Source organism: Sodaliphilus sp., assembly GCF_045598405.1.
Taxonomy (GTDB): Bacteria; Bacteroidota; Bacteroidia; order Bacteroidales; family Muribaculaceae; genus Sodaliphilus; species Sodaliphilus limicaballi.
Map to the genome: position 1 here is coordinate 1 of NZ_JAZLLZ010000201.1, position 20133 is coordinate 20133.

The window sequence follows — 20133 nt, forward strand, 5'->3', positions numbered from 1 at the left end:
ATAGCATTTATAGCATTTATAGCATTTATAGCATTTATAGCATTTATAGCATTTATAGCATTTATAGCATTTATAGCATTTATAGCATTTATAGCATTTATAGCATTTATAGTATTTATAGTATTTATAGTATTTATAGTATTTATAGCATTTATAGTATTTATAGCGTTTATAGCATTTAGTATTTATAGTATTTATAGTAACCGAGGGCTGGATCTAATGGAACCAGTCCTCGGTTTTATTCGATATTCAGGAAAATTCTACCAGATATTACGCATTAAATCATTTTTAGTTCTCTTGGGGGACGCCTTTGTTGTGGTTCATGACGAGGTCGTGGGCGCGTTGCATGAAGCGGTCGAACTCGGGCTTGGCGCCTGCGCGCACTAGTTCGGGACGGTTCTCGGGGATGACGATGTAGTTGTCGCCTCTGAAGCTGGGCTTCTGCACGTAGAATAGTTTGTATCGCGGGTCCTTGATGGAAGGATTAGCACCATTCATTCCTACTGTCACCTTGAGCATAGCACCGCCACGACAGTCGATGTCGTTCATGTTGCTGATGAAGTTGCCCAGGCTATAGACGAGCAGGACGTCCTTGTTGTACTTGTTGCTGTGGCGCATCTCCATGGGTTCAACCACGTGCGGGTGTCCGCCTATGATGAGATCCACTCCTTGCTCCACGAGGAAGTTGGCGAGGTCTCGCACCTCGGCTGGCGGCTGGAGCACATACTCCACTCCCCAGTGCATAGCCACGCACAGCACCTGGGCTCCGTTCTGGCGGGCTGCAGCGATGTCGGCGGCAATGATTTTCTTGTCGATGTAGTTCACCACAACGTCGCCTTGCACAGGAATGCCGTTGGTGCCGTAGGTATAGGTGAGAAAGGCAAACTTGATGCCCTTGATGGTAGTAATCATGGGCACTTGCTGCTTGCGCGCTGCTGCGTTCTTGTAGGTGCCTATGTGAGGAATGCCCATGGCATCGAGCTGGTCGATGGTGCGCCGCAGGCCTGCGTCACGGCGGTCAAGGCAGTGGTTATTGGCCGTAAAAAGCATGTCAAATCCCACATCTTTAAGCTGCTTGGCATAGGTTTCGGGCGCGCTGAAGCATGGGTATCCCTTGTAGGGCGTTCCGCCCAGGGTGCACTCTAGGTTGCACAGTGCATAGTCGGCGCTCTTGATGTCGTCTTCTACATATTTGAAGCACGCCGAGTAGTCATAGGTCTTGTCGCCGCCAGCCTGCAATGCAGCGGTGATCTGCGGCTGGTGCTGCATGGCATCGCCGAAAAACACTAGATCGACCTCGTTGTTGCTCTGCAGCAGCGACACGAGCGAGAGCAGTAAAATGGATAGTAAGTTCATTGTATTCTTATTCTATTCAACTTTCGCAAGTTGCTAACTTGCTCAATTTGAATGGTTATTGGTTATAGGTTATTGGTTATAGAAATATCACTTATGTAGCCCAGGGGGCGGTTAATGGCCTATGGCACCCAATCTCATATCACTTTAACCCTTAACCTTTAACCCTTAACCACTCAAGTTGAAGCTTGCGAAACTTGAGTTAATATATAGTGTGCTGGGCGGCCAGGAGGGTATTCTTCATGAGCGAGACGATGGTCATGGGCCCCACGCCTCCGGGCACGGGTGTGATGTGGCTGCAATGTGGCGCCACGTGCTCGAAATCGACATCGCCACGCAGTCTCCACCCTCGGGGAGTGTCGGCAGGAACGCGGGTAGTGCCCACGTCGATGATCACCACGCCGTCCTTGACCATGTCCTCGGTGACAAATCCCGGAGATCCCAGAGCAGCGATGATGATGTCGGCCTGGCGGGTGATTTCCTTGATGTTAGGCGTTGCGCTGTGGCACACGGTGACAGTGCAGTTGCCGGGTTGTGCCTTCTGCATGAGCATAGATGCCACGGGCTTGCCCACGATGTTGCTTCGACCCAGCACCACGCAGTGCTTGCCGCTGGTCTCGATGCCGCTTTTCTCGAGCAGGGTGAGTATGCCCAGCGGTGTGGCGCTCTTGAAGCAAGGCAGTCCCAGCGAGAGGCGTCCCACGTTCACGGGGTGAAAGCCGTCCACGTCCTTGCGGTGGTCGATTGCTTCAATCACTCGCTGCGGGTCGATGTGGCGGGGTAGTGGAAGCTGCACGATGAAGCCGTCCACGTCGTCGTCGCGGTTGAGGCGGTCCACAGTGTCGAGCAGTTCTTGCTCGGTGACATCGTCCTCAAAGCGGATGAGTGTGGAGGTGAACCCGCACTCCTCGCACGCCTTGACCTTGGCTGCCACATAGGTCTCGCTGCCACCGTCGTGGCCCACCAGCACTGCTGCCAGGTGAGGGCGTTTCTTGCCCTCGGCCATCATGTTTTCTACTTCTTGCGCAATCTCCTGCTTGATGAGGGTTGCAATCTTTTTACCGTCGATAAGTTCCATTGATTTTTTTTATAGAGTTTTTATAGCCTTTATAGCCTTTATAGCCTTTATAGCTTTGAAAGGATGCTACACCTTATTCCTTGTATCTCCTTTCTCTGAAGGAGTGGGGGCGTGGTGAGGGGCTTTACTTCCCCAGTAGGGTGTTGATGAGGATGTTGGCATCGGTGATATCTACTGTGCCGTTGCCATCCACGTCGGCGCGGCCGCTGTACTTGCTTGCGGTGTCTTTGCCCAGGAGGATGTTGATGAGGATGTTGGCATCGTTGATGTCAACAGTTCCGTCGCCGTTCACGTCACCTTTCTTGTAGGAAGCGCCCAGGATGGTGTAGAAGCCGGTGCCGCCGCAATTAGTGAGCTGTCCGTTGCTGTAATAGTACATCAATATAAAGTAGTCCTCGTTCTGAACCAGGTCGGGGAATTCAAACGACAGCGTCTGCGAGCCACGGCTTGCAATCGACACATTCTTTATTTCCTGCGATACCATGCTGCCGGTGTTAGTGCCTGTGCGGCGGAAGATGCGTGCCACGATGTAGTCGTCGTAGGTTGAAGATCCGTTGTTGGTGACCTTAGTGGTGAATGCAAACTTGTTGTCATTGATTTTGCCCGAGACAGCATTCTTTACCGAGAAAGAGCTTGCCGCGATTGATGCTGCTGGTGCTGCGGTGATGTAAACAGAGCTCTGCCACAGGACGTTTTGACCGCCCTCGTCGTAACACAGTTTCACGCTGTGAGAGCCCGTTGTGGCTGCGCTTATGTGCATGGTGATGTTGCCAGTCTGTCCAGGCTCAATGGCGCACTGTGCCACGGTGGTGCATTTGTTATCGACCAGCATATAGAGCTGACGGAAGTAGTTGCTGCTGTTGTTAGTCATGTTCATCACCATCTCAATGGGGCGGTTGGTTTCTCTCTTGCCGTAGGTCACGCTGTTGACGCGGTAAGAGGGTTCAGCACTGTTGCCATCAGACTTGAACGTGAATGCCGTTGTGGTGATGGTTGCCTGCCAGTAGTTGACATTGGCACCGGCACAGGGCACCCAGTTGCCGGTGTTGTGTAGGCGGCAAATGGGTTTCAAGTAATAAGTTCCGTTAGCGATAGAAGACGGGATATTGAAGGTCCAGTCATTTGTGCTGCCATAGCCTGATGGTAACTGGCTGAACCAGCCGGAATAAACCACTTGCTTGAGTGTGCCCGAGGTGGTGTAGAGACCTATGCCGAAGTCTATGTCGGCTGTAGATGGATACTGGCTATACATGCCGCAATGCACCTTCACGTTGCTGAATGACTGGCCCGAGCTGCTGCGGGTGTAAGTGGCTTTTTCATTGACAAAGTTAGTGCAGTACATGGGAGCATCGTTGATGCTTGTTGTCTTGTTCTCGGGTGTGATACCCACTACCATTGCCGAGCCCACGATGTAGCCGTCGTTGCTCACGCTGCTGCCTGCGCCCTGGTCGCTGGGGTTGAGGTTGGTGAGCAGGAAGTAACCGTCGCTCTGACCGTTCCAGCCCCAGTTGATGTGGAACAGACCGTTAGCGTCCATGCCGTCGCACACGAAAGAGTGTCCACCGCCATTGTAGGCGCTACCGCGGTACACCACGGGACGTCTTGCTGCGAGTTCGGTATAGATGAGAGTTGCCCACTCCTCGGCAGTGTAGTTCTCGCGGCGCAGGTAACGTCCTGTGTTAGCATAGCGGAAATATTTATACAATGCTGTGGGGATATCGGCCGTAGCTGCGCCCGACGAATTGTTGTAGTTCATTTCGAGCGATTGGCCCACATAGAGCATCAGTTTAGCCACAGCGGTGGTCGAAGCGTCGCTCTGGTTCCAGAAGTAGTAGTCCTTCACGTTAGAGAACCCGGGGAAGCCCGATGCGCTGAGTGCTGGCATGGAGATGCCCTTAGTCTCTGTGGTATAAGCTGGGATGGGATTGCTGATGGTTGCTGGCCATTTCCAGTAGTTCATCACCTGTGCCATGGCTGTTGCCACGCAACCGGTCACTGCGCGGTTAGTGCCGTCGTAAACTGGGCACAGGTTGTTGAACGGTGAGCCCTGGTCCCACTTGCTGGTGAGCAGGGGGGCGATGGGAGTGCGAGAGATGCTGCCATTGGGCAAGGGCATGCCGTCGCTGCTACCCAGATGGGCGACCTCCACTTCATAGCACTCGAGCAGGTCCTTGAGGCCGTCGGGCATGTCGTTAGGGTCAATGGTGCCGTTGTCGCTGTAGCCTAATACCTCGGGCATGCGGTCGTCGCCGGCAGCGATGACAAATGAGTTGCTTGAGTTAAACACATAGTAGGCAGGGGTTGCAGTGGCGTGTGTGCCATGTGCCTTGAGGGGCATAGCCTGCATGCTTGCTACGTTGATGTCGATGCCTTGCTTGGCAAGGGATGCTTGTGCGCGGCTCATCGCCTGCTGGCGCGAGATGGGCGCCGCACTCATGGCAACAGCCACGAGAGCAAATGTAGTGCTTGAAATGAGTTTCTTTATCATTGTTGTAAAAGTTTAATCGAGTTATCGTTGTAAAAGTTTAAAAGTTTAAAAGTTTAAGGGTTTAAAGGTTTAACTGTTTAAATGAAATATTGATGATTCGATTACTCGAAAACTCGATTAAACCTTTAAACTTTTAAACGGTTAAACTTTTAATTGAATCACTTCCCCAGCAGGATGTTGATGATTAGGTTTGCATCGGTGATATCTACTGTGCCGTTGCCATCCACGTCGGCGCGGCCGTTGTATTTGCTTGCGGTGTCCTTGCCCAGGAGGATGTTGAAGAGGATATTGGCATCGTTGATGTCAACAGTTCCGTTGCCGTCCACGTCGCCCTTCTGGCCGCTGGGAGTGCCGTTAATGCCTATGATGCGGTAGAAGTTCTTCCAGTAGTTGGCAGCCTTGTAGGCATCGACGCTTTCATCGGGCACCTTGAGCGTCTTGTCGTAAGACGTGTTGATGGTGGTTGCCTGAATGGTGGGCGGTGTAGTGGCGTTGCATGTGATTTGATACAGGTTCTTGCAGCTGTTAAACGCATAGTTGCCAATAGTCTTTACCGATGCGGGCAGTTCAAGTCCATTGATACCACTCTGATAGAATGCATATTTGCCTATCTTCTCCAGGTTGGTGAAGTTTTGCATATATGCGTTAAGGAGGTTCTCACAGCCTGCGAAGCAACTGTCGCCAATCTCGGTAATGGCATAGCGCCAGCCGCTACCGTTAGTGTTGTCTTCAAAATAGGGACTGCCATAGATCTCGTTAATACCTTGTTCTTTGTGAGCAGGATGGTACACGATTTTTGCCTTGCCGTCATACACATCGTTACCCACTGTGAATCTTCCCTTAGAAATGACTGTCATATGTTCCGGGGCATTTTCTTTGGTGGCAAAGTCGTAGGCTCCAGCCTCGATAGAACTGAAAGCTTTTCCCCACTCGCTGTGTGCCTTGTAAGTTGCCACTCCGTTATATGGCACATACAGTTTGCATGATTTGGGGATTGAAGTGAAGTCATATCCTGTTCCTGTGAAGATATTGTTGAAGTAGAGAACTTGTAGGCTGGTGAGGCCAACGGCAAAGCTCTTATTAATCGTTTGCAGCGATGACGGGATGCGCATCTTCTTGATGGGATTGCCGTAGAATGCATTTGAGCCGAGGTAATCAAGTCCATAAGAGAAAGCAATATCATTGGAGATGCGGCAGTTTCTAAATGCATAGGCCTCGACGCGCTTGAGGTTGGGGTTCAGGTTGAGCTCGACGAGGTGGGACTGACCGTCGAAAGCACTGGCGCAAATGGTGTCGACCATAACGCCCATGTTCACTTTATAGTTGGTCGAGGGGGTACTGCCTATCACCTTGCCTCCCACACTGGTAACAGCATAGTTCTTGTTGTTGAACTTTGCAATTTCGGGGATGTTGATAGTGCCGCCATTGTCGGGCATAGTCTGAACAACAAGGCGCGCGCGACCGTCATATTCCTTGGGCGAACTGATAGTCTGCTTCTCGGTGCTCATCACGGTAAAGTAACCGGTGTAGTAACCGCTGTATGTGTTGTAAAAGTCGTAGGCTCCGCTTTGAACTGTGCCCCAGTCTTTCCAGTAGTCGGCTTTCTGATAGGCACTGATTGCCTCGTAGGGCACAAAGAGGATGGCCTTTTTACAGTCGACGAATGATGTACTGCTCATCGTGGGGGGAGTGACGAGGTTGCAGCTCAAAGAGGAGAGGTTGGTACAACCCTTAAATGCATTGGCGCTAAGAGTCTTAACTGAACTGGGAATTTGGCAGTTTGACATTCCCGAGCAGTATCTAAACGCATATTCACCTATGGATTTAACGCCGTAGGGCAACTCGATGCGTGTGAGTCCTGAGCATCGGTCAAAGGCGTACCTCTCCACAGTAGTGATGGTAGTAGGGAAGTAACCATTGCTTAAAAAACCAACTTTGCCCTCGGGACAGCGTATGAGTTTGCCGCTTTTGTCGTAAAGGATGCCATTGTGAGACATATAGTATTTATTGCCCGCCTCGACACTGATGGTTGTCATCGCAGTTGAAGCGTCGACAAACGACATGTTAACAAACGACACGGTTGATGGCAGCGTGATGCTGACGAGTGCGGTACAGCCTGCAAATGCAAGATTCTTGATATTAGTCAAGCCAGTGTTGAGAGTTACCGAGGTGAGGGCGGTACAGCCGTTAAATGCCCCAGCGCCTATAGCAGTGAGAGTGCTGCAGCCTGTGAAGTCAACTCCCTTGAGTGAGGTGTTGTTCACGAATGCACTATCGCATATTGATACGAGGTCATATTTATAGGGAGCGATAGAGTAAGCGGAGCTACGCTTGAGCACTCCGTTAGTATTAGTAAAGTCTGATGCATTTGCGTATAAGCCCACAATCGTTACTTGTCCTTTTTGGCTCTTAGTGGGCGCCTTGGTCACGCACAACCTTTCGCCAGTACCTATAGAGAAATCACAAGCCAGTGCCGACTTGGTTACAGTTGAAAATTTAGAAAATACCGGAATTTTCTTGTACAGTTCCACTGAGTTTGCATTTGTCCTGGGCACATAGAGTGTCATGCCCGAGTTGCTGGGGAACGCATCGCTGTTGATGACGCGTCCGGTGGGGTCGGGCAGAGCATAATATACCTTTGCCAGCTTGGTGCATCCTGCAAATGCCTTGCCGTAGATGAAGAGCATAGAACTGGGAATGTCGGCGTAAGTGATGTTGGTGCAGTTTTCAAATGCACTGGCATCAATAGTGTGGACACCATACATGAATCTCACGCCGGTGATAGAAGTCTTGCCCTTGAACGCCGAGGGGTCAACATTCTTGACCGCATAGGTCTCGCCGTTGAAGGTCGCATAAGCGGGGATAGTGAGCTGTACCGAAGTCTTTTTTTCGCCAGTGGCGCTAAAGCCGATGACACGCACCGAGGGGTAGGTGTCGTCGCTGCCAGTATTAAGAACGCGATAAGCAAGGTCGCCATCGGTAAACATGGTGCCTACTGATGCTACAGCCCATGCCTGAACAGCAACTAATGCCATGATAATGCTGAAAAATAGTTTCTTCATATAGTTTGATTTTAGTTGTTAATTCAAAATATACTAATGCAAAATGCAAAGATAATCAAATTATGTCAAAAACTTGCTGAATGATAGCAAAATAATTAAAACTGTGCTCTGTTAAGCAGCTATTTGTAGTCCTTGCCTAGTACGGTGTTGATGTTGCGATTGAGGTCGTTCACATCTACAGAACCGTCGTTGTTGACGTCTTGCCGGCCTTCATAGTCCATGATGGGCGGTCGTCCCAGCAGTTCGTTGATGAGCAGGCTCACGTCTTTGATGTCGATAGCCCGGTCACCATTGAGGTCACCGGCTTTGAGGTCGCCCAGCATAGTGTAGAAAGGCGATGAGATGGCATGCACCAGCGTGGATGCGTCATAGTAGCCCAATGCCACGTTATACAGTTCGTCGCCGTTGAGGTGTTCGGCATTGATCGTTATCGTAGCCGCCTCGCCAGGAGCCAGTTTTAAAGCCTGTGTGCAGGTGGCGTGCAGCACGCTGTCGCGTTTGGTGGTCTGCCGGTAGAATTGTGCAACAACCACATCGTCAAAGGGCTGTGTGCCCTTGTTGGTTACCTTGGCGGTGACGCTCATTGTGCCGCTCACGATGATGCGCCCTGTTCGCATGTCGGCTAGTTTCATGTTGCTGAATTCCAGTTGGGCATTCACTGGGTCTATTGTGTTGACGTTGCCGTGCCACAACGGTGACTCGCCATTGCGGTCGAGTGCCAGCATCACCTCGTGGTTTCCCGCCTCGGCGGGTGTGAAGCGCATCGTCACCGTGTCTCTGTCGCCCTGCGCCATTTCGCAAGTCGCTGCTGTGACACAGGTGCCGTCGAGAAGCAGGTAGATGTAATTGAATTCGCGCTCGCCTATGTTGGTTACCGAAACGGAAGCCTCAACAGCACGTCTTGCCTGCATCGTTCCTGTCATGGTCACGTTGTCGATTCTCACGAGCCCCGTCGCGGCATTGCCTTGGGGCGTGAGAGTGAGGACGTTGCCGTCAACATGGGCGTCAATCCAGTAGCCATCGCTGCCTGTGCACAAATGCCACTGCTCACTGCCGCTCACACGGCTCACCGGCCTGATGGAGTAGTGACCAGGCGCGAGATCGGAACCTATGTTCACGGTCCAGTCGCGCGTCACGCCATAGGTGGGCGCTAATTTGTTGATAGTGGCACATGAGAACGTCTTGACGCAGTTGCCCGAACTGTCGTGCAAGGCAAATCCCAGGTCGAAGTTGTCGATGGTGAATGTGGCGTTAGTGAAGCGTCCGTTGATGATGACTCCGTCGAAGGCATCGCTGGAAGACGGGCGTGTGTACTGCGTTAGGGGCAGCGACAAGCTGTGGAACGACAGCACGCTGGGAACGGGAGCGGGGTCGATGAATTTGGTAGATTGAATGCCTATCACCATGGCTGCTTCTAGCCCATAGGCGTCGCTGCCAATGGAGTCGTTGGGGTTGATTTCGGTGAGTCTGAAATATCCGTCTCCGCTGCCTTGCCATCCCCAGTTGATGTGCACCAGGCCATTCTCGTCGATGCCATCACACAGAAACGCCTGTCCCACGCCATCGTGCCGCTGTGCGCGGTAGATGACAGGCCGGCGTGCTGCAATCTCGTTGCGAAGCATCTGCGCCCATTGCTGTGCGGTGAATTGCTTGCGTTGAACGTAGCGGGCGGTGTTGGCATAGTTGAAGTAGTTTACCAGTGCCGGCACAGCGTTGGCCAGCGTTGATGTGGAACTGGAGCTGAAGTTGGTTTTGACCGATTGTGAGCAAAACCTCATCAGTTGGGCTACTGCCACGGCAGTTGAGTCGATGTCGGTGGCGTAGTAGTATTCCTTGATGTTGTTCCACAGCGGGAAAGGCTCGTTCTCGATAGCAGGCACTTCTATCATTAGGTCGTAGGAAATGTAGGCCGGTAAGTCAATAGTAGTCCTGCTAGGCCAGTAGAAGAACCTCATGATTTGTGCCATGGCAGTTGCCACGCCGCCGGTGTTGGCATGATTGCCCAGCGTGTCTAGTGCAGGGCACATCTTGTTGAACGGGGCGAGTTGTCCCCATCGTGTCTTGATCAATGGCGCAATGGCATGTCCTGGCAGTGTGCCGGAGTTATGCTTGTAGATAGTGCCGGTGGCTGTCATGTGCTCATATTGTTCAAGCAGCAGTTTCAGCCCCTCGGGCATGTCGTTAGGGTCGATGACGCTGTTGTCGCTATAACCCAGCACTGCCGGAAGGCGGTCGTCGCCCGATGCGATGACAAACGAGTTCTCGCCGCCGAAGATGTAGTAGGGAGATGTGGCTTGGTTTGCTCGTGCCGCCAGCGGAGCCCTTGCCGCAGCCACTTCACGGCCCAGCACAGCTTGCACGCGCATAAGGGCCTGTTGCCGCGACAAAGGCGTGGCGACAGCAAGTGTACACATGATGTACAGCATGAGCGATAGGTGCAAGCGTATATTCATCTTCTAAAAAAGTTCTGGACCATCTAGAACATCTAAATAATCCAGAACTTCTAGTTTATTGAAAAATCAGCGGCGGCCGCGCATCATCTTCATTGGATTCTTCATTGTAGAAACCTGATGCATCATCTTGCGCGTAGCCTCAAACTGCTTGAGCAGTCGGTTCACTTCTTGCAGGCTGGTTCCGCTACCCTTGGCGATGCGCTGGCGACGTGAGCCGTTGATCACCTCGGGGTGCTTGCGCTCGTAGGGGGTCATAGAGTAGATGATGGCTTCAATGCCCTTGAATGCGTTGTCGTCGATTTCAACGTCCTTGATTGCCTTGCTCACGCCGGGGATCATCGACGCGAGGTCCTTGATGTTACCCATCTTCTTGATTTGGCCTATCTGTTTGAGGAAGTCATCGAAGTCAAACTGGTTCTTGGCAAGTTTTTTCTGCAGCTTGCGAGCCTCTTCCTCGTCATACTGCTGTTGCATGCGTGTAACGAACGAAACGATATCACCCATGCCCAGGATGCGGTCGGCCATACCGGCGGGGCGGAAGGGGTCGATGGCATCGAGTTTCTCGCCTATACCCACAAACTTGATGGGCTTGTTCACGGTGTGACGCACTGAGAGGGCAGCACCACCACGGGTGTCACCATCGAGCTTGGTGAGAATCACGCCGTCGATCTCGAGTCGCTCGTTGAAAATCTTGGCGGTGTTCACAGCCTCCTGGCCGATCATCGCGTCGATGACCAGCAATGTCTCGCTGGGGTTGACGGCGTCCTTGAGGTTCCTGATCTGCACCATGAGTTCCTCGTCGATAGACTGGCGGCCGGCGGTATCGACGATAACCACGTCGTGTCCTTCGGCTTTAGCCTGCTCGATGGCATTCAATGCCACTGCCACGGGGTCGGTAGCACCCTGCTCCAGGTGGATGGGCACCTCGGCCTGCTCGGCGAGCACGCGCAGCTGCTCCATCGCAGCGGGGCGGAAGGTGTCGCAGGCAGCAAGCAGCGGTTTGCGCTTCTGGTTCTTGAGCATGAGGGCGAGCTTACCGCTCATGGTTGTCTTACCGGCACCATTGAGACCGGCCATCAGGATGATAGCGGGCTTGCCAGGCTGTGCCTCGATGTTGAGACCCACTGCCTCGCCACCCATGAGCTCGGCAAGTTCGTCATGCACGATTTTCACCATGAGCTCGCTAGGCTTGAGGGCGTTGATCACGTTGGCACCCATTGCCTTGGCCTTAACTGTATCGACAAACTGTTTTGCTACCTTATACTCAACGTCGGCATCGATAAGCGCGCGACGCACCTCTTTAAGAGTCTCGGCCACGTTGATCTCTGTGATCTGGCCCTGTCCCTTGAGCAGTTTAAATGACCGTTCAAGTTTCTCTGATAAATTGTCAAACATATATCTTAGTTATTATTTATTTTCAATAAAGTACATAATAGAGTGCAAAGATAGTGATTTTTTGCGAAAGACGAAAGACGAAAAGCGAAAAAACGATGAAAGATTAAGGATGAAGGAGGAGGGATGAAGGAGGAGGGATGAAGGATGAAGGATTTCAATGCGGCCCCTCCGAGGCCGATAGTTTTATATTCCCTTCTCCGACGGACTTCGTCCGCCGGTTACGATGCAATAAGGCGGTTCCACCGCCTACTACACCGCCTGGACTGTCTCTACTTAGCTTACTACACCGCTTACTACAGCTCTACTGGACCGCCTACTATACCGCCTACTACACCGCCTGGACTGTCTCTACTTAGCTTACTACACCGCTTACTACAGCTCTACTGGACCGCCTACTATACCGCCTACTACACCGCCTGGACTGTCTCTGCTTAGCTTACTACACCGCTTACTACAGCCCTACTGGACCGCCTACTACACCGCTTACTACAACTGGACCGCCTACTATACCGCCTGGACTGTCTGGAGCGGCACGGGCTTTGCCCACTGTCCGCTGCTCACTCTGCCGAGCTCGCTACGCTCGGGTATTGATAGTCGTACTTTGTGATACCACGATGTCTCATAACAGCAAGAATCCCCATTGGTCTCGTTGGACAATGGGGATTCTATGTGTTGGGGTTATGTACTGGAATTATTGTTGTCCGGTAAAAAAAAAGAAAATATTTTTATTATAATTTTTATGCTTAGCTTAGAAAATAGCTTGCTCTGCAAGCAAAATGGAATTGCCTCACAGATAGTGTATTATCATTTTGAGGACGGAGTCCTCCATTTTAAGGGAGGTTCGCTGGTCGCGGCACGGGCTTTGCCCGCTTACCGCTGCTCACTCCCTTGAGCATGGTTCTTGGCGTGAGCCATATAAACTAAAAAATCATTTTTTTTTATTCTATACCATGCACCGGTTATACCAAAGTGTCGTAACTGACAGTGTTTGGAAAAGTTAGAACAACTCTCACAATTTTAACCGGACACTACTATATTGGAATCTATCTTAATTGGGTTTTCTTTCGGCCATGAAGATAGTTGCTGGCACATCTCACTGCAAGCGCGAGGGTGATGAACTGGTGTTCCATGTCAAGTTGCTCGCTCAGCGGTGTTATTGCCACAAATGCAATCAGTACAATGGTGTAAACCAAGTAAAGGTTATTGTAACTTTTGTTCTTTCGCCATAGCAACCATGCTATTGCCGGAATGGGGTTGAATACGACTAAATACCAATTCCAGTGCATACCGAATAGACATGCCACGGTGCTCATGTAAAGTAATAGCAGCGAAATGATGACGTGTGCTACAAATAGCAGGTAGTCAATGGCTTTGGCTGGCAATTTCCATTTAGTTGTCCATTCTATTATGGTTATTGTGACGACGAGTGCCAGCAAGATGCCGAATACAACCATCGGGGTGAAAGGAGATGTTGTGATTTCGTGCTTGAGCGGTAGCAGTGTAACGGGGGCTGCCTTTAAAACTGGTCGTGCCGGAGTGCTGTCGTTGGGCACGATAGAGGCATTGTTGAGCACTTCGATGATAACCTCGGGCGAGATGCGTTGCTCTTGGTCGGTGAAGTCATCGGTGAGGCATCCCATAAGTGTGACGTTGATGAAATTCAGCCACGGGCGGTGTCGGCCATGGAAGCGTGCGCAGCGTCCGTTGTTCCATGTCATGGGTTCAGGCCATTTGTTGAACTGAATCTGTTCGTTGATAAGGCTCCACTCGGTGGCATATAGCGACATTGACGAGCAGTTGTTGTTCAAGTAGTTGAACTTGCGGTAGTCGCCTTCCAACATATCCTTGTCAAGCATCTCCCACATGCGTTGTTGCTCGTGCAAGGTGAGGTTAAGTTCCACTTGCTTCACCTCTCGTCCTTCCGTCTGGTAATCCTGCATGATCATCTGTGTGGGAATGGCAATGTATCCAGCCTCGAGCTGTCCTGCAAAGAATTTGAGTATGTCGGCATCGGTGGCAGTGTTGGTGCCGAACGAGAAGCAGTAGTCTAGGTCGTGCATGGGGCACTCAAGCCTTATGGCACAGTGGCCCAGGGCCGAGTAGATGTTTTCGCCAGGCGACACCACGATGAGACTGCTGGTGATGAAGTTGCTGCTGTCGGGTTGCAAGACATACCCCTTGGGGACTGCATTGCTCCGCAATGGACACGCCATCAGCAAGATTGCGACGGACAATATGTAAGTAAGTTTCTTCAAATCACAATATTTTATGCTAATCAATTAGCCCAAAATTATCAAGGTATCTTATTAATCTCGTCAACAGAAAGACTAGTGTATTTCTGAATAAGTTCAATGGGCATACCATCAGCTTTCATTGATGCTGCAATGGCGATTTTGTTGCGTTGTTCTCCTATCTCAACACCCTCGGCACGTCCTTCGGCACGACCTTCGGCACGACCTTCGCCGCGAGCTGTGGTGATGTTGTCCTGCAAAATCACTATGTTATCCAAGTGGCGATAGTAGGCGTCAAGTTCAGCCTTTGTCATGCGCGCGAGGCGGAATTTTTCACGAGCTTCGCTCAACCCGGGAGCATCGGCATCATCGGGGATTTCGCCTGTACTGAGCACATATAGCCATTGCTCAAGAGGTACGCGTGACCAGCGGTTGAAGTCGTTCACTTTGAGGATGAAATACTCCGGATATAATTCGCTCACTTCGTCCACCTGGAACTTCTGGCGCTGGAATGGAGACAGAGACAAGACGTCCCCATTGTGTATGCCACGGAATTCAGTTTTGCCATGATATACAACATCGGTTCCGGTTCCAAGTTGGAAATACACGATGTTGATGCTATACACCTTGCGTATGTTTTCGTAGCCTTGTCCTCGGTTGATGTATTCAGTGACAAGTTTTGATGTTCCGAAAAGCATACGCTGGAAATAGGCAAACTCGTTCTCGTTCTGAACCTCAATGAGAAGCAGCTCGCCGTTTTCGTCCTCGGCGAGAATATCTACACGGTTCTGCTTGTCGTCGTCGTACTCCATGTTGCTTTCGCTCTCAAGGAGTTTGTTGATGCGTATTTTCTTGCCTAGCAAAGTGGTGATGAGGCCTTCAAGCACACCGTAGTTGGCCTTGTCGCGCAGCAGCCGCTTCATTGCCCAGTCAAATCTTATGAATTGAGATGCTTCCATGTTAATATCCTTATCTACCTAATATTATGCAAAGATACAAAAATATCATGTAACTCACAATTTTTGACCATAAAAAGTTTATTTTAGAATCGGTTACGATGCAGTGCGACCTCTGCCGAGGTCGATTGGTAGATGGTTTCCATCCGATGGTCTGGCTCCCTGTCCGACGGTCTGGCGACCATCGGTTACGATGCAGTGCGACGGGTTCCCCGTCAAGTATGATACGCTTTAAGGCATGTTCGGTCTGGTTAGTGATACTGCCGGTGCGCGAGGGGGTGACGGCTAGGGTTGTGGTGTAGGCGGTGTAGGCGGTGAAACCGCCTTATTGCATCGTAACCGGGGGGCGTCAGACCGCCGGAGAAGGGGACATGAAACTATCGGCCTCGGAGGGGCCGCACTGAAATCATCCTTCATCCTTCATCCTTCATCCTTTCGTTTTTCATCTTTTTCGTCTTTCGTCTTTTGTTTTTCGTCAAAAATCACTATCTTTGTGGGTGATGGAAAAATACAAGATACTATTCGTGTGTTTGGGCAATATTTGCCGGTCTCCGGCTGCTCATGGCGTGATGCAGCGTCTCATTGAGGATGAGGGGCTTGACTCAGTTATTGAAGTGGATTCGGCAGGAACCTACGGCGGTCATCAGGGGCAGTTGCCCGACCACCGCATGCGTCGTCATGCAGCTCGTCGCGGTTATGACCTCACGCACCGCAGCCGTCCTGTGGTGCAAAGCGATTTTACCCACTTTGACATGATAGTTGCGATGGACGACGGCAACGCGCGCGACCTCAAATGGATGGCACGCACCGACATCACGCATCGACTGGTGATGATGGGTGACTATCTGTCCCCAGGCCAGAAGCATAGCTACGTCCCCGATCCCTATTATGGCGGACCCGAAGACTTTGAACTAGCGCTCGACCTAGTGGAGGACGCTTGCGCTAACTTGCTAGACTACATCAAGAAAAACAAATTAATATGAAGAATATCCATAAAGCCGCAACTGCCGTTGCAAGTGCTCTCGTAGCGTTGGCAACCATGGCACAGTCGCCCGTCGATGTGTGTTGGGAAATGGGGCAGAACAATGCCGAACCTGGTTACTACAGTTCGCGTTTCATTTTCAAGAACGTGAGCGACAAGATGCTGGACGGCAACTGGCAGTTTTACTTCAACCAGTTCTCTCGCTCGTTTAAGTTGCCCGAGGGCAGCCTGGTGAGCATGAAGGAGGTATCGACCACTTACTATCAGATAACTCCTGCTGCTGGTTATCAACCGCTTGCCCCTGGCGACTCGCTGGTGGTGGACATGCTCATGAAGGGCACTATGGTCAACAGTTGCTACATGCCAGCCGGAGGCCATGTGGTGATCGACGGCAACACAGCCGCTCCGCAGGCGGCTCCCATCGTGCGCGCCGAGTTGGCACGTCCCGGGCAGTGGGTGAACCATGCTGCTTACCCCGATGGCAAGTTCATGTATGACTACAACGCTTCAATTAATTGCATAGGTGATGCCTATACCGGCAATGACTATGATATATTCCCTGAACCCAAGCAGATTGACCTCAAGAATGGGGTGACCCATGTGGGAAACCTTGTGACTGTGAAGGGTGGAGGTGCCGCTGGCAAGTTGCTTAAAGCCGAGTTGAAGAAACGCGGCATCTATGCCACAGGCGGACAGAAGACTGTGATTGCAGTGAAGGTGAAAGGTGGCATCAGCCAGAATCATGAGTATTATACCCTCGAAGTCAATGACGGGCGAGTTACCATCGTGGGTGCTAGCCAAGAGGGTGCTATGAACGGCGTTAAGACCCTCGTTGCAGCCCTCGACCACAGCAAGGGACGCAACTTGCAGAATGCGAGCATTGTTGACTTCCCTGACTTGCACTATCGTGGCTACATGACCGACATCGCCCGCAATTTCTATGGTTTAGACGACCTCAAGCGTTTCATTGACCTGATGGCTTATTACAAGCTCAACCGCTTGCAGTTCCACTTTACCGACGACGAGGCATGGCGTCTTGAAATCCCCGGACTCCCCGAACTCACCGAGGTGGCTTCGCGTCGCGGGTGCACGCTCAACGAGAAGGGCTACTTGGCACAAATCTTTGATGGCAACGGCAATCCTAATGACCCGAGTCAGAGCGCTAACGGATTTCTCACCCGCAAGCAGATGATCGACCTGCTCAAGTATGCCACGGCGCGTGGCATTAAGGTGATTCCAGAGATTGAGACCCCGGGACATGCGCGTGCTGCCATCGTGGCGATGAAAAACCGTTATGACAAGTATATTGCCACCGACAGGGCCAAGGCCGAGCAATACAAGATATGGGAAGACGAGAACACGAGTGTATATACCTCGGCACAGAGTTATCACGACAATGTGCTCGATGTGGCTGGCAATGGTGTGTATAACTTCGTTGATAAGGTGGTGGCCGAACTGGAATTAATGTATAAGGAAGCCGGTCTCAAACTCGATATCGTGCATCTGGGCGGCGACGAGGTGGCTCGTGGCGCTTGGGATCAATCGCCCGCCGTGCAAGCTCTCATGAAGCGTGAGAACCTCAAGAACGCTCACGAGGTGAACGAGTATTACATTTCCCGCATCAGCGACATCCTCTACAAGCGCGGCATCCTCATCGAGGGCTGGCAAGAGGTCGCCCTCGACCATAGCGCAGAGTGGAACGCCAAGATGACCAAGCGCTTTGCCGGCATCAACGCTTGGAGCACTGTGGGCAGCCGCGACGTGGTGCCTTACAGCCTGGCTAACGACGGATATCCGGTGATTCTCTCTAATGTGACCAATTTCTACATGGATATGGGCTACAGCTGGCACCAGTATGACCAGGGTCTGCACTGGGGCGGCAAGGTAGATGAGTTTGACTCGTGGAGCGCTCTGCCATGGAACATATATGCTAGCGCACGCACAGCCTACGACGGCTCTCCCATCGATGTGGTGCACAATGGCGACGGCAAGCCTGCCCTTCATAACAAAGCCAACGTGATAGGCGTGCAGGCGCAGTTGTGGGGCGAGACCCTGCGCAGCTTCGACCAGGTGCAGTATCTCACCTTGCCCAAGGTGTTCGGCGTTGCCGAGCGAGGATGGACTGCTGTCCCGGCATGGGCTGCCAATCTGAACGACGTGCAAGCCTATGAGGCTGCTCGGTTACAGTATAATAACAAGATAGGTGCGGTGGAACTGCCCATTTTGCAAGCCAAAGGGTATAACTTCCGCATCGGTATGCCTGGACTCAAAGTAGAAAATGGCATGTTGCTGGCTAATGCCAAGTATTCGGGCATGGTGATACGCTACACGCTAGATGGTAGTGAACCCACGGCGCAGAGCGAAGTGTGGACTGCTCCCGTCAAGGTGGGTGATTACAAGGTGATCAAGGCCAAGGCTTATTATCTGGGCAAGGAGAGCCTCACCACTTATCTATTTAAGTAAATATCTGGATATTCTTAATTTTCGTCATGAAACGACTAGTTATAGCATTACTGTTAGCCCGGGTGTTTTCTACTATGAATGCCCAGGTGGAGTCAATCATCACGTGCCCCGGCGAGGATTGTGCCACACAGGTCAACGTGAGTTGGGCTGCCATGGAAGAAGGCACTTGTGTCGAATATGCGCTCGCTAGCTGGCCCGAGGCTCTGTCTTATGCCAGGCCGTCCTGCGAAAACCAGTGCTTCACGTTTGACAGCATCTCATCCAAGCGTCCCAATGGCGAAAACTTCATTGAAACGCCGGTGTTCATCAAGTGTGGAGCCACGTTGAGCGGTCTCACTCCCGGAACGGACTATCTTTACCGCATCATTAGAGACGACGGCACCCCCGCCAGCGAGGTTTACTCGTTCAGGACTGCACCTGCCGCTGGGCAGGAGTGGTCGTGCTGCATCATCAGCGATTTCCACAACTATACCCCGCTGCCAGGTCGCACTCGTGCTGCTATGGACATGCTAGGGCAGGTCGAGAAATATGACTCGTCAATTGACTGGGTGCTGCACTTGGGCGATGTGTGTGCCTGGGGAGGCAGCTGGTCGTTCTGGGTTGACCTCTATAAGCATCCTTATTTCTCAAAATATATGTGGGCAGGCCTCAACGGCAACCACGACAACATGTCGCGAGGATATGAAAAGTGCACAAGCGACTTCTTTCGCGATGCCAACTATGTGCCGCGCAATGGCTACAAGGGGCAGGAGGGCGTGTGCTACCATTTTCGCTATGGCAATGCCATGTTTGTGATGCTCAACAATGAGGAGATGCGTGACAGCACGGGATTTGACACCGCAGCTCAGTGGCTGCGCAAGGTGGTAACCGATGCCCGCCGTGGCAGCAATCCGCCACGTTACGTCATCGTGTGCGAGCACTATCAGTGGTTCAATGGCGTTAATGGCAAGACGTCGCAATATGGACGATGGAGCAAAATATTTGACGAACTGGGCGTAGATCTCGCTTTAAGCGGGAATAACCATATCTATGCCCGCACTGGCTGCCTCTATGATGGCAAGGAGACCGATGGCACCCGAGGCACGGTCTATGTGCAGACACCGTCGGCCGACGACGAGCGTGGCCAGGACATGGACAGTGTGCTCACCTATAACCAAGACCTCATCAAGTACCGTTTCACCGAGGGCGGCAAGACCGTGGGAGCACTCAACATGAAAGTCAACGACCGCCGCATCTCACTCACCCTCCTAGACCGCAACGGCAATGAGCTTGACACGGTTGAAGTCAAGGCAAAATAATTTCTCCCACCGAGTATTGGATTAGGGTTTTATGCCTTAAATGCTGGGGCAAAGGACAAAAACAGAAATAAACCGCTGTGTAAGAGAAGATGGCTGTCGCCATTGATGTCATGCGTTTGTGATTTCGCCAGTGAGCTTCGCTCCCCGCAAAATCACAAACACATGCCATCACCCTGTCGGGCTTTTCTTCTCTCACACAGCCAAAAAACAAAAAAAACAACATTATTATTAGAAATTCAAGTTTCGCTTGTTTATGTAATTGTTGCTAATTTGTTGTCCGGAAGGACAATATCTGAATAACCCCCACCGCCGAACGTAGTGGCGGTGGGGGAAAGAAATGCAAGAAGCACCGCGTCCAGCAGGACGCTAATCGG

General features: G+C 51.6%; 11 protein-coding genes. 3 read left to right on the forward strand and 8 right to left on the reverse strand.

Going from position 1 to position 20133, the window contains the following annotated elements; all coding sequences use genetic code 11:
• Nucleotides 1–288 precede the first annotated feature (288 nt).
• The 8 genes from ACKI3C_RS13215 to ACKI3C_RS13250 all read right to left on the reverse strand — a co-directional run bounded on the left by ACKI3C_RS13215 (nt 289) and on the right by ACKI3C_RS13250 (nt 15019).
• Entirely contained in the window at nt 289–1356 is a 1068-nt protein-coding gene (locus ACKI3C_RS13215) for a CapA family protein (RefSeq protein ID WP_407405845.1), read from the reverse strand.
• A gap of 199 nt (nt 1357–1555) precedes the next feature.
• Nucleotides 1556–2431: a bifunctional methylenetetrahydrofolate dehydrogenase/methenyltetrahydrofolate cyclohydrolase FolD gene (gene folD / locus ACKI3C_RS13220; protein ID WP_407405847.1), complete on the reverse strand. Its 876-nt coding sequence runs from the start codon at nt 2429–2431 to the stop codon at nt 1556–1558.
• 124 nt (nt 2432–2555) lie between these two features.
• A complete protein-coding gene (locus ACKI3C_RS13225; protein WP_407405849.1) occupies nt 2556–4919 on the reverse strand; it encodes a C10 family peptidase in 2364 nt (787 codons plus the stop codon).
• 158 nt (nt 4920–5077) lie between these two features.
• Nucleotides 5078–7981 carry a leucine-rich repeat protein gene (locus ACKI3C_RS13230; RefSeq protein ID WP_407405851.1) on the reverse strand — a complete coding sequence of 968 codons (2904 nt, stop codon included), beginning with the start codon at nt 7979–7981 and terminating at the stop codon, nt 5078–5080.
• A 119-nt stretch (nt 7982–8100) separates the two neighbouring features.
• Nucleotides 8101–10434, reverse strand: coding sequence for a C10 family peptidase (locus ACKI3C_RS13235; protein WP_407405853.1), 2334 nt, complete (start codon nt 10432–10434; stop codon nt 8101–8103).
• Nucleotides 10435–10500: 66 nt separating this feature from the next.
• Nucleotides 10501–11829 carry a signal recognition particle protein gene (gene ffh, locus ACKI3C_RS13240; RefSeq protein ID WP_407405855.1) on the reverse strand — a complete coding sequence of 443 codons (1329 nt, stop codon included), beginning with the start codon at nt 11827–11829 and terminating at the stop codon, nt 10501–10503.
• Between the two features lie 1043 nt (nt 11830–12872).
• Nucleotides 12873–14084: a DUF4105 domain-containing protein gene (locus tag ACKI3C_RS13245; RefSeq protein ID WP_407405857.1), complete on the reverse strand. Its 1212-nt coding sequence runs from the start codon at nt 14082–14084 to the stop codon at nt 12873–12875.
• 38 nt (nt 14085–14122) lie between these two features.
• Nucleotides 14123–15019, reverse strand: coding sequence for a PD-(D/E)XK nuclease family transposase (locus ACKI3C_RS13250; protein WP_407405859.1), 897 nt, complete (start codon nt 15017–15019; stop codon nt 14123–14125).
• Nucleotides 15020–15516: 497 nt separating this feature from the next.
• Between ACKI3C_RS13250 and ACKI3C_RS13255 the strand changes: the two genes are divergently transcribed.
• From ACKI3C_RS13255 to ACKI3C_RS13265, 3 genes are read left to right on the forward strand one after another with little or no spacing between them, the layout of a single operon-like run.
• Complete coding sequence (locus ACKI3C_RS13255; RefSeq protein ID WP_407405861.1) at nt 15517–15999, forward strand: low molecular weight protein-tyrosine-phosphatase; 483 nt, start codon at nt 15517–15519, stop codon at nt 15997–15999.
• Nucleotides 15996–18461, forward strand: coding sequence for a family 20 glycosylhydrolase (locus ACKI3C_RS13260; RefSeq protein WP_407405863.1), 2466 nt, complete (start codon nt 15996–15998; stop codon nt 18459–18461). Before ACKI3C_RS13255 ends, ACKI3C_RS13260 begins: the two co-directional genes overlap by 4 nt.
• A gap of 26 nt (nt 18462–18487) precedes the next feature.
• A complete protein-coding gene (locus ACKI3C_RS13265; protein ID WP_407405865.1) occupies nt 18488–19759 on the forward strand; it encodes a metallophosphoesterase in 1272 nt (423 codons plus the stop codon).
• The last annotated feature ends 374 nt before the right edge of the window (nt 19760–20133 follow it).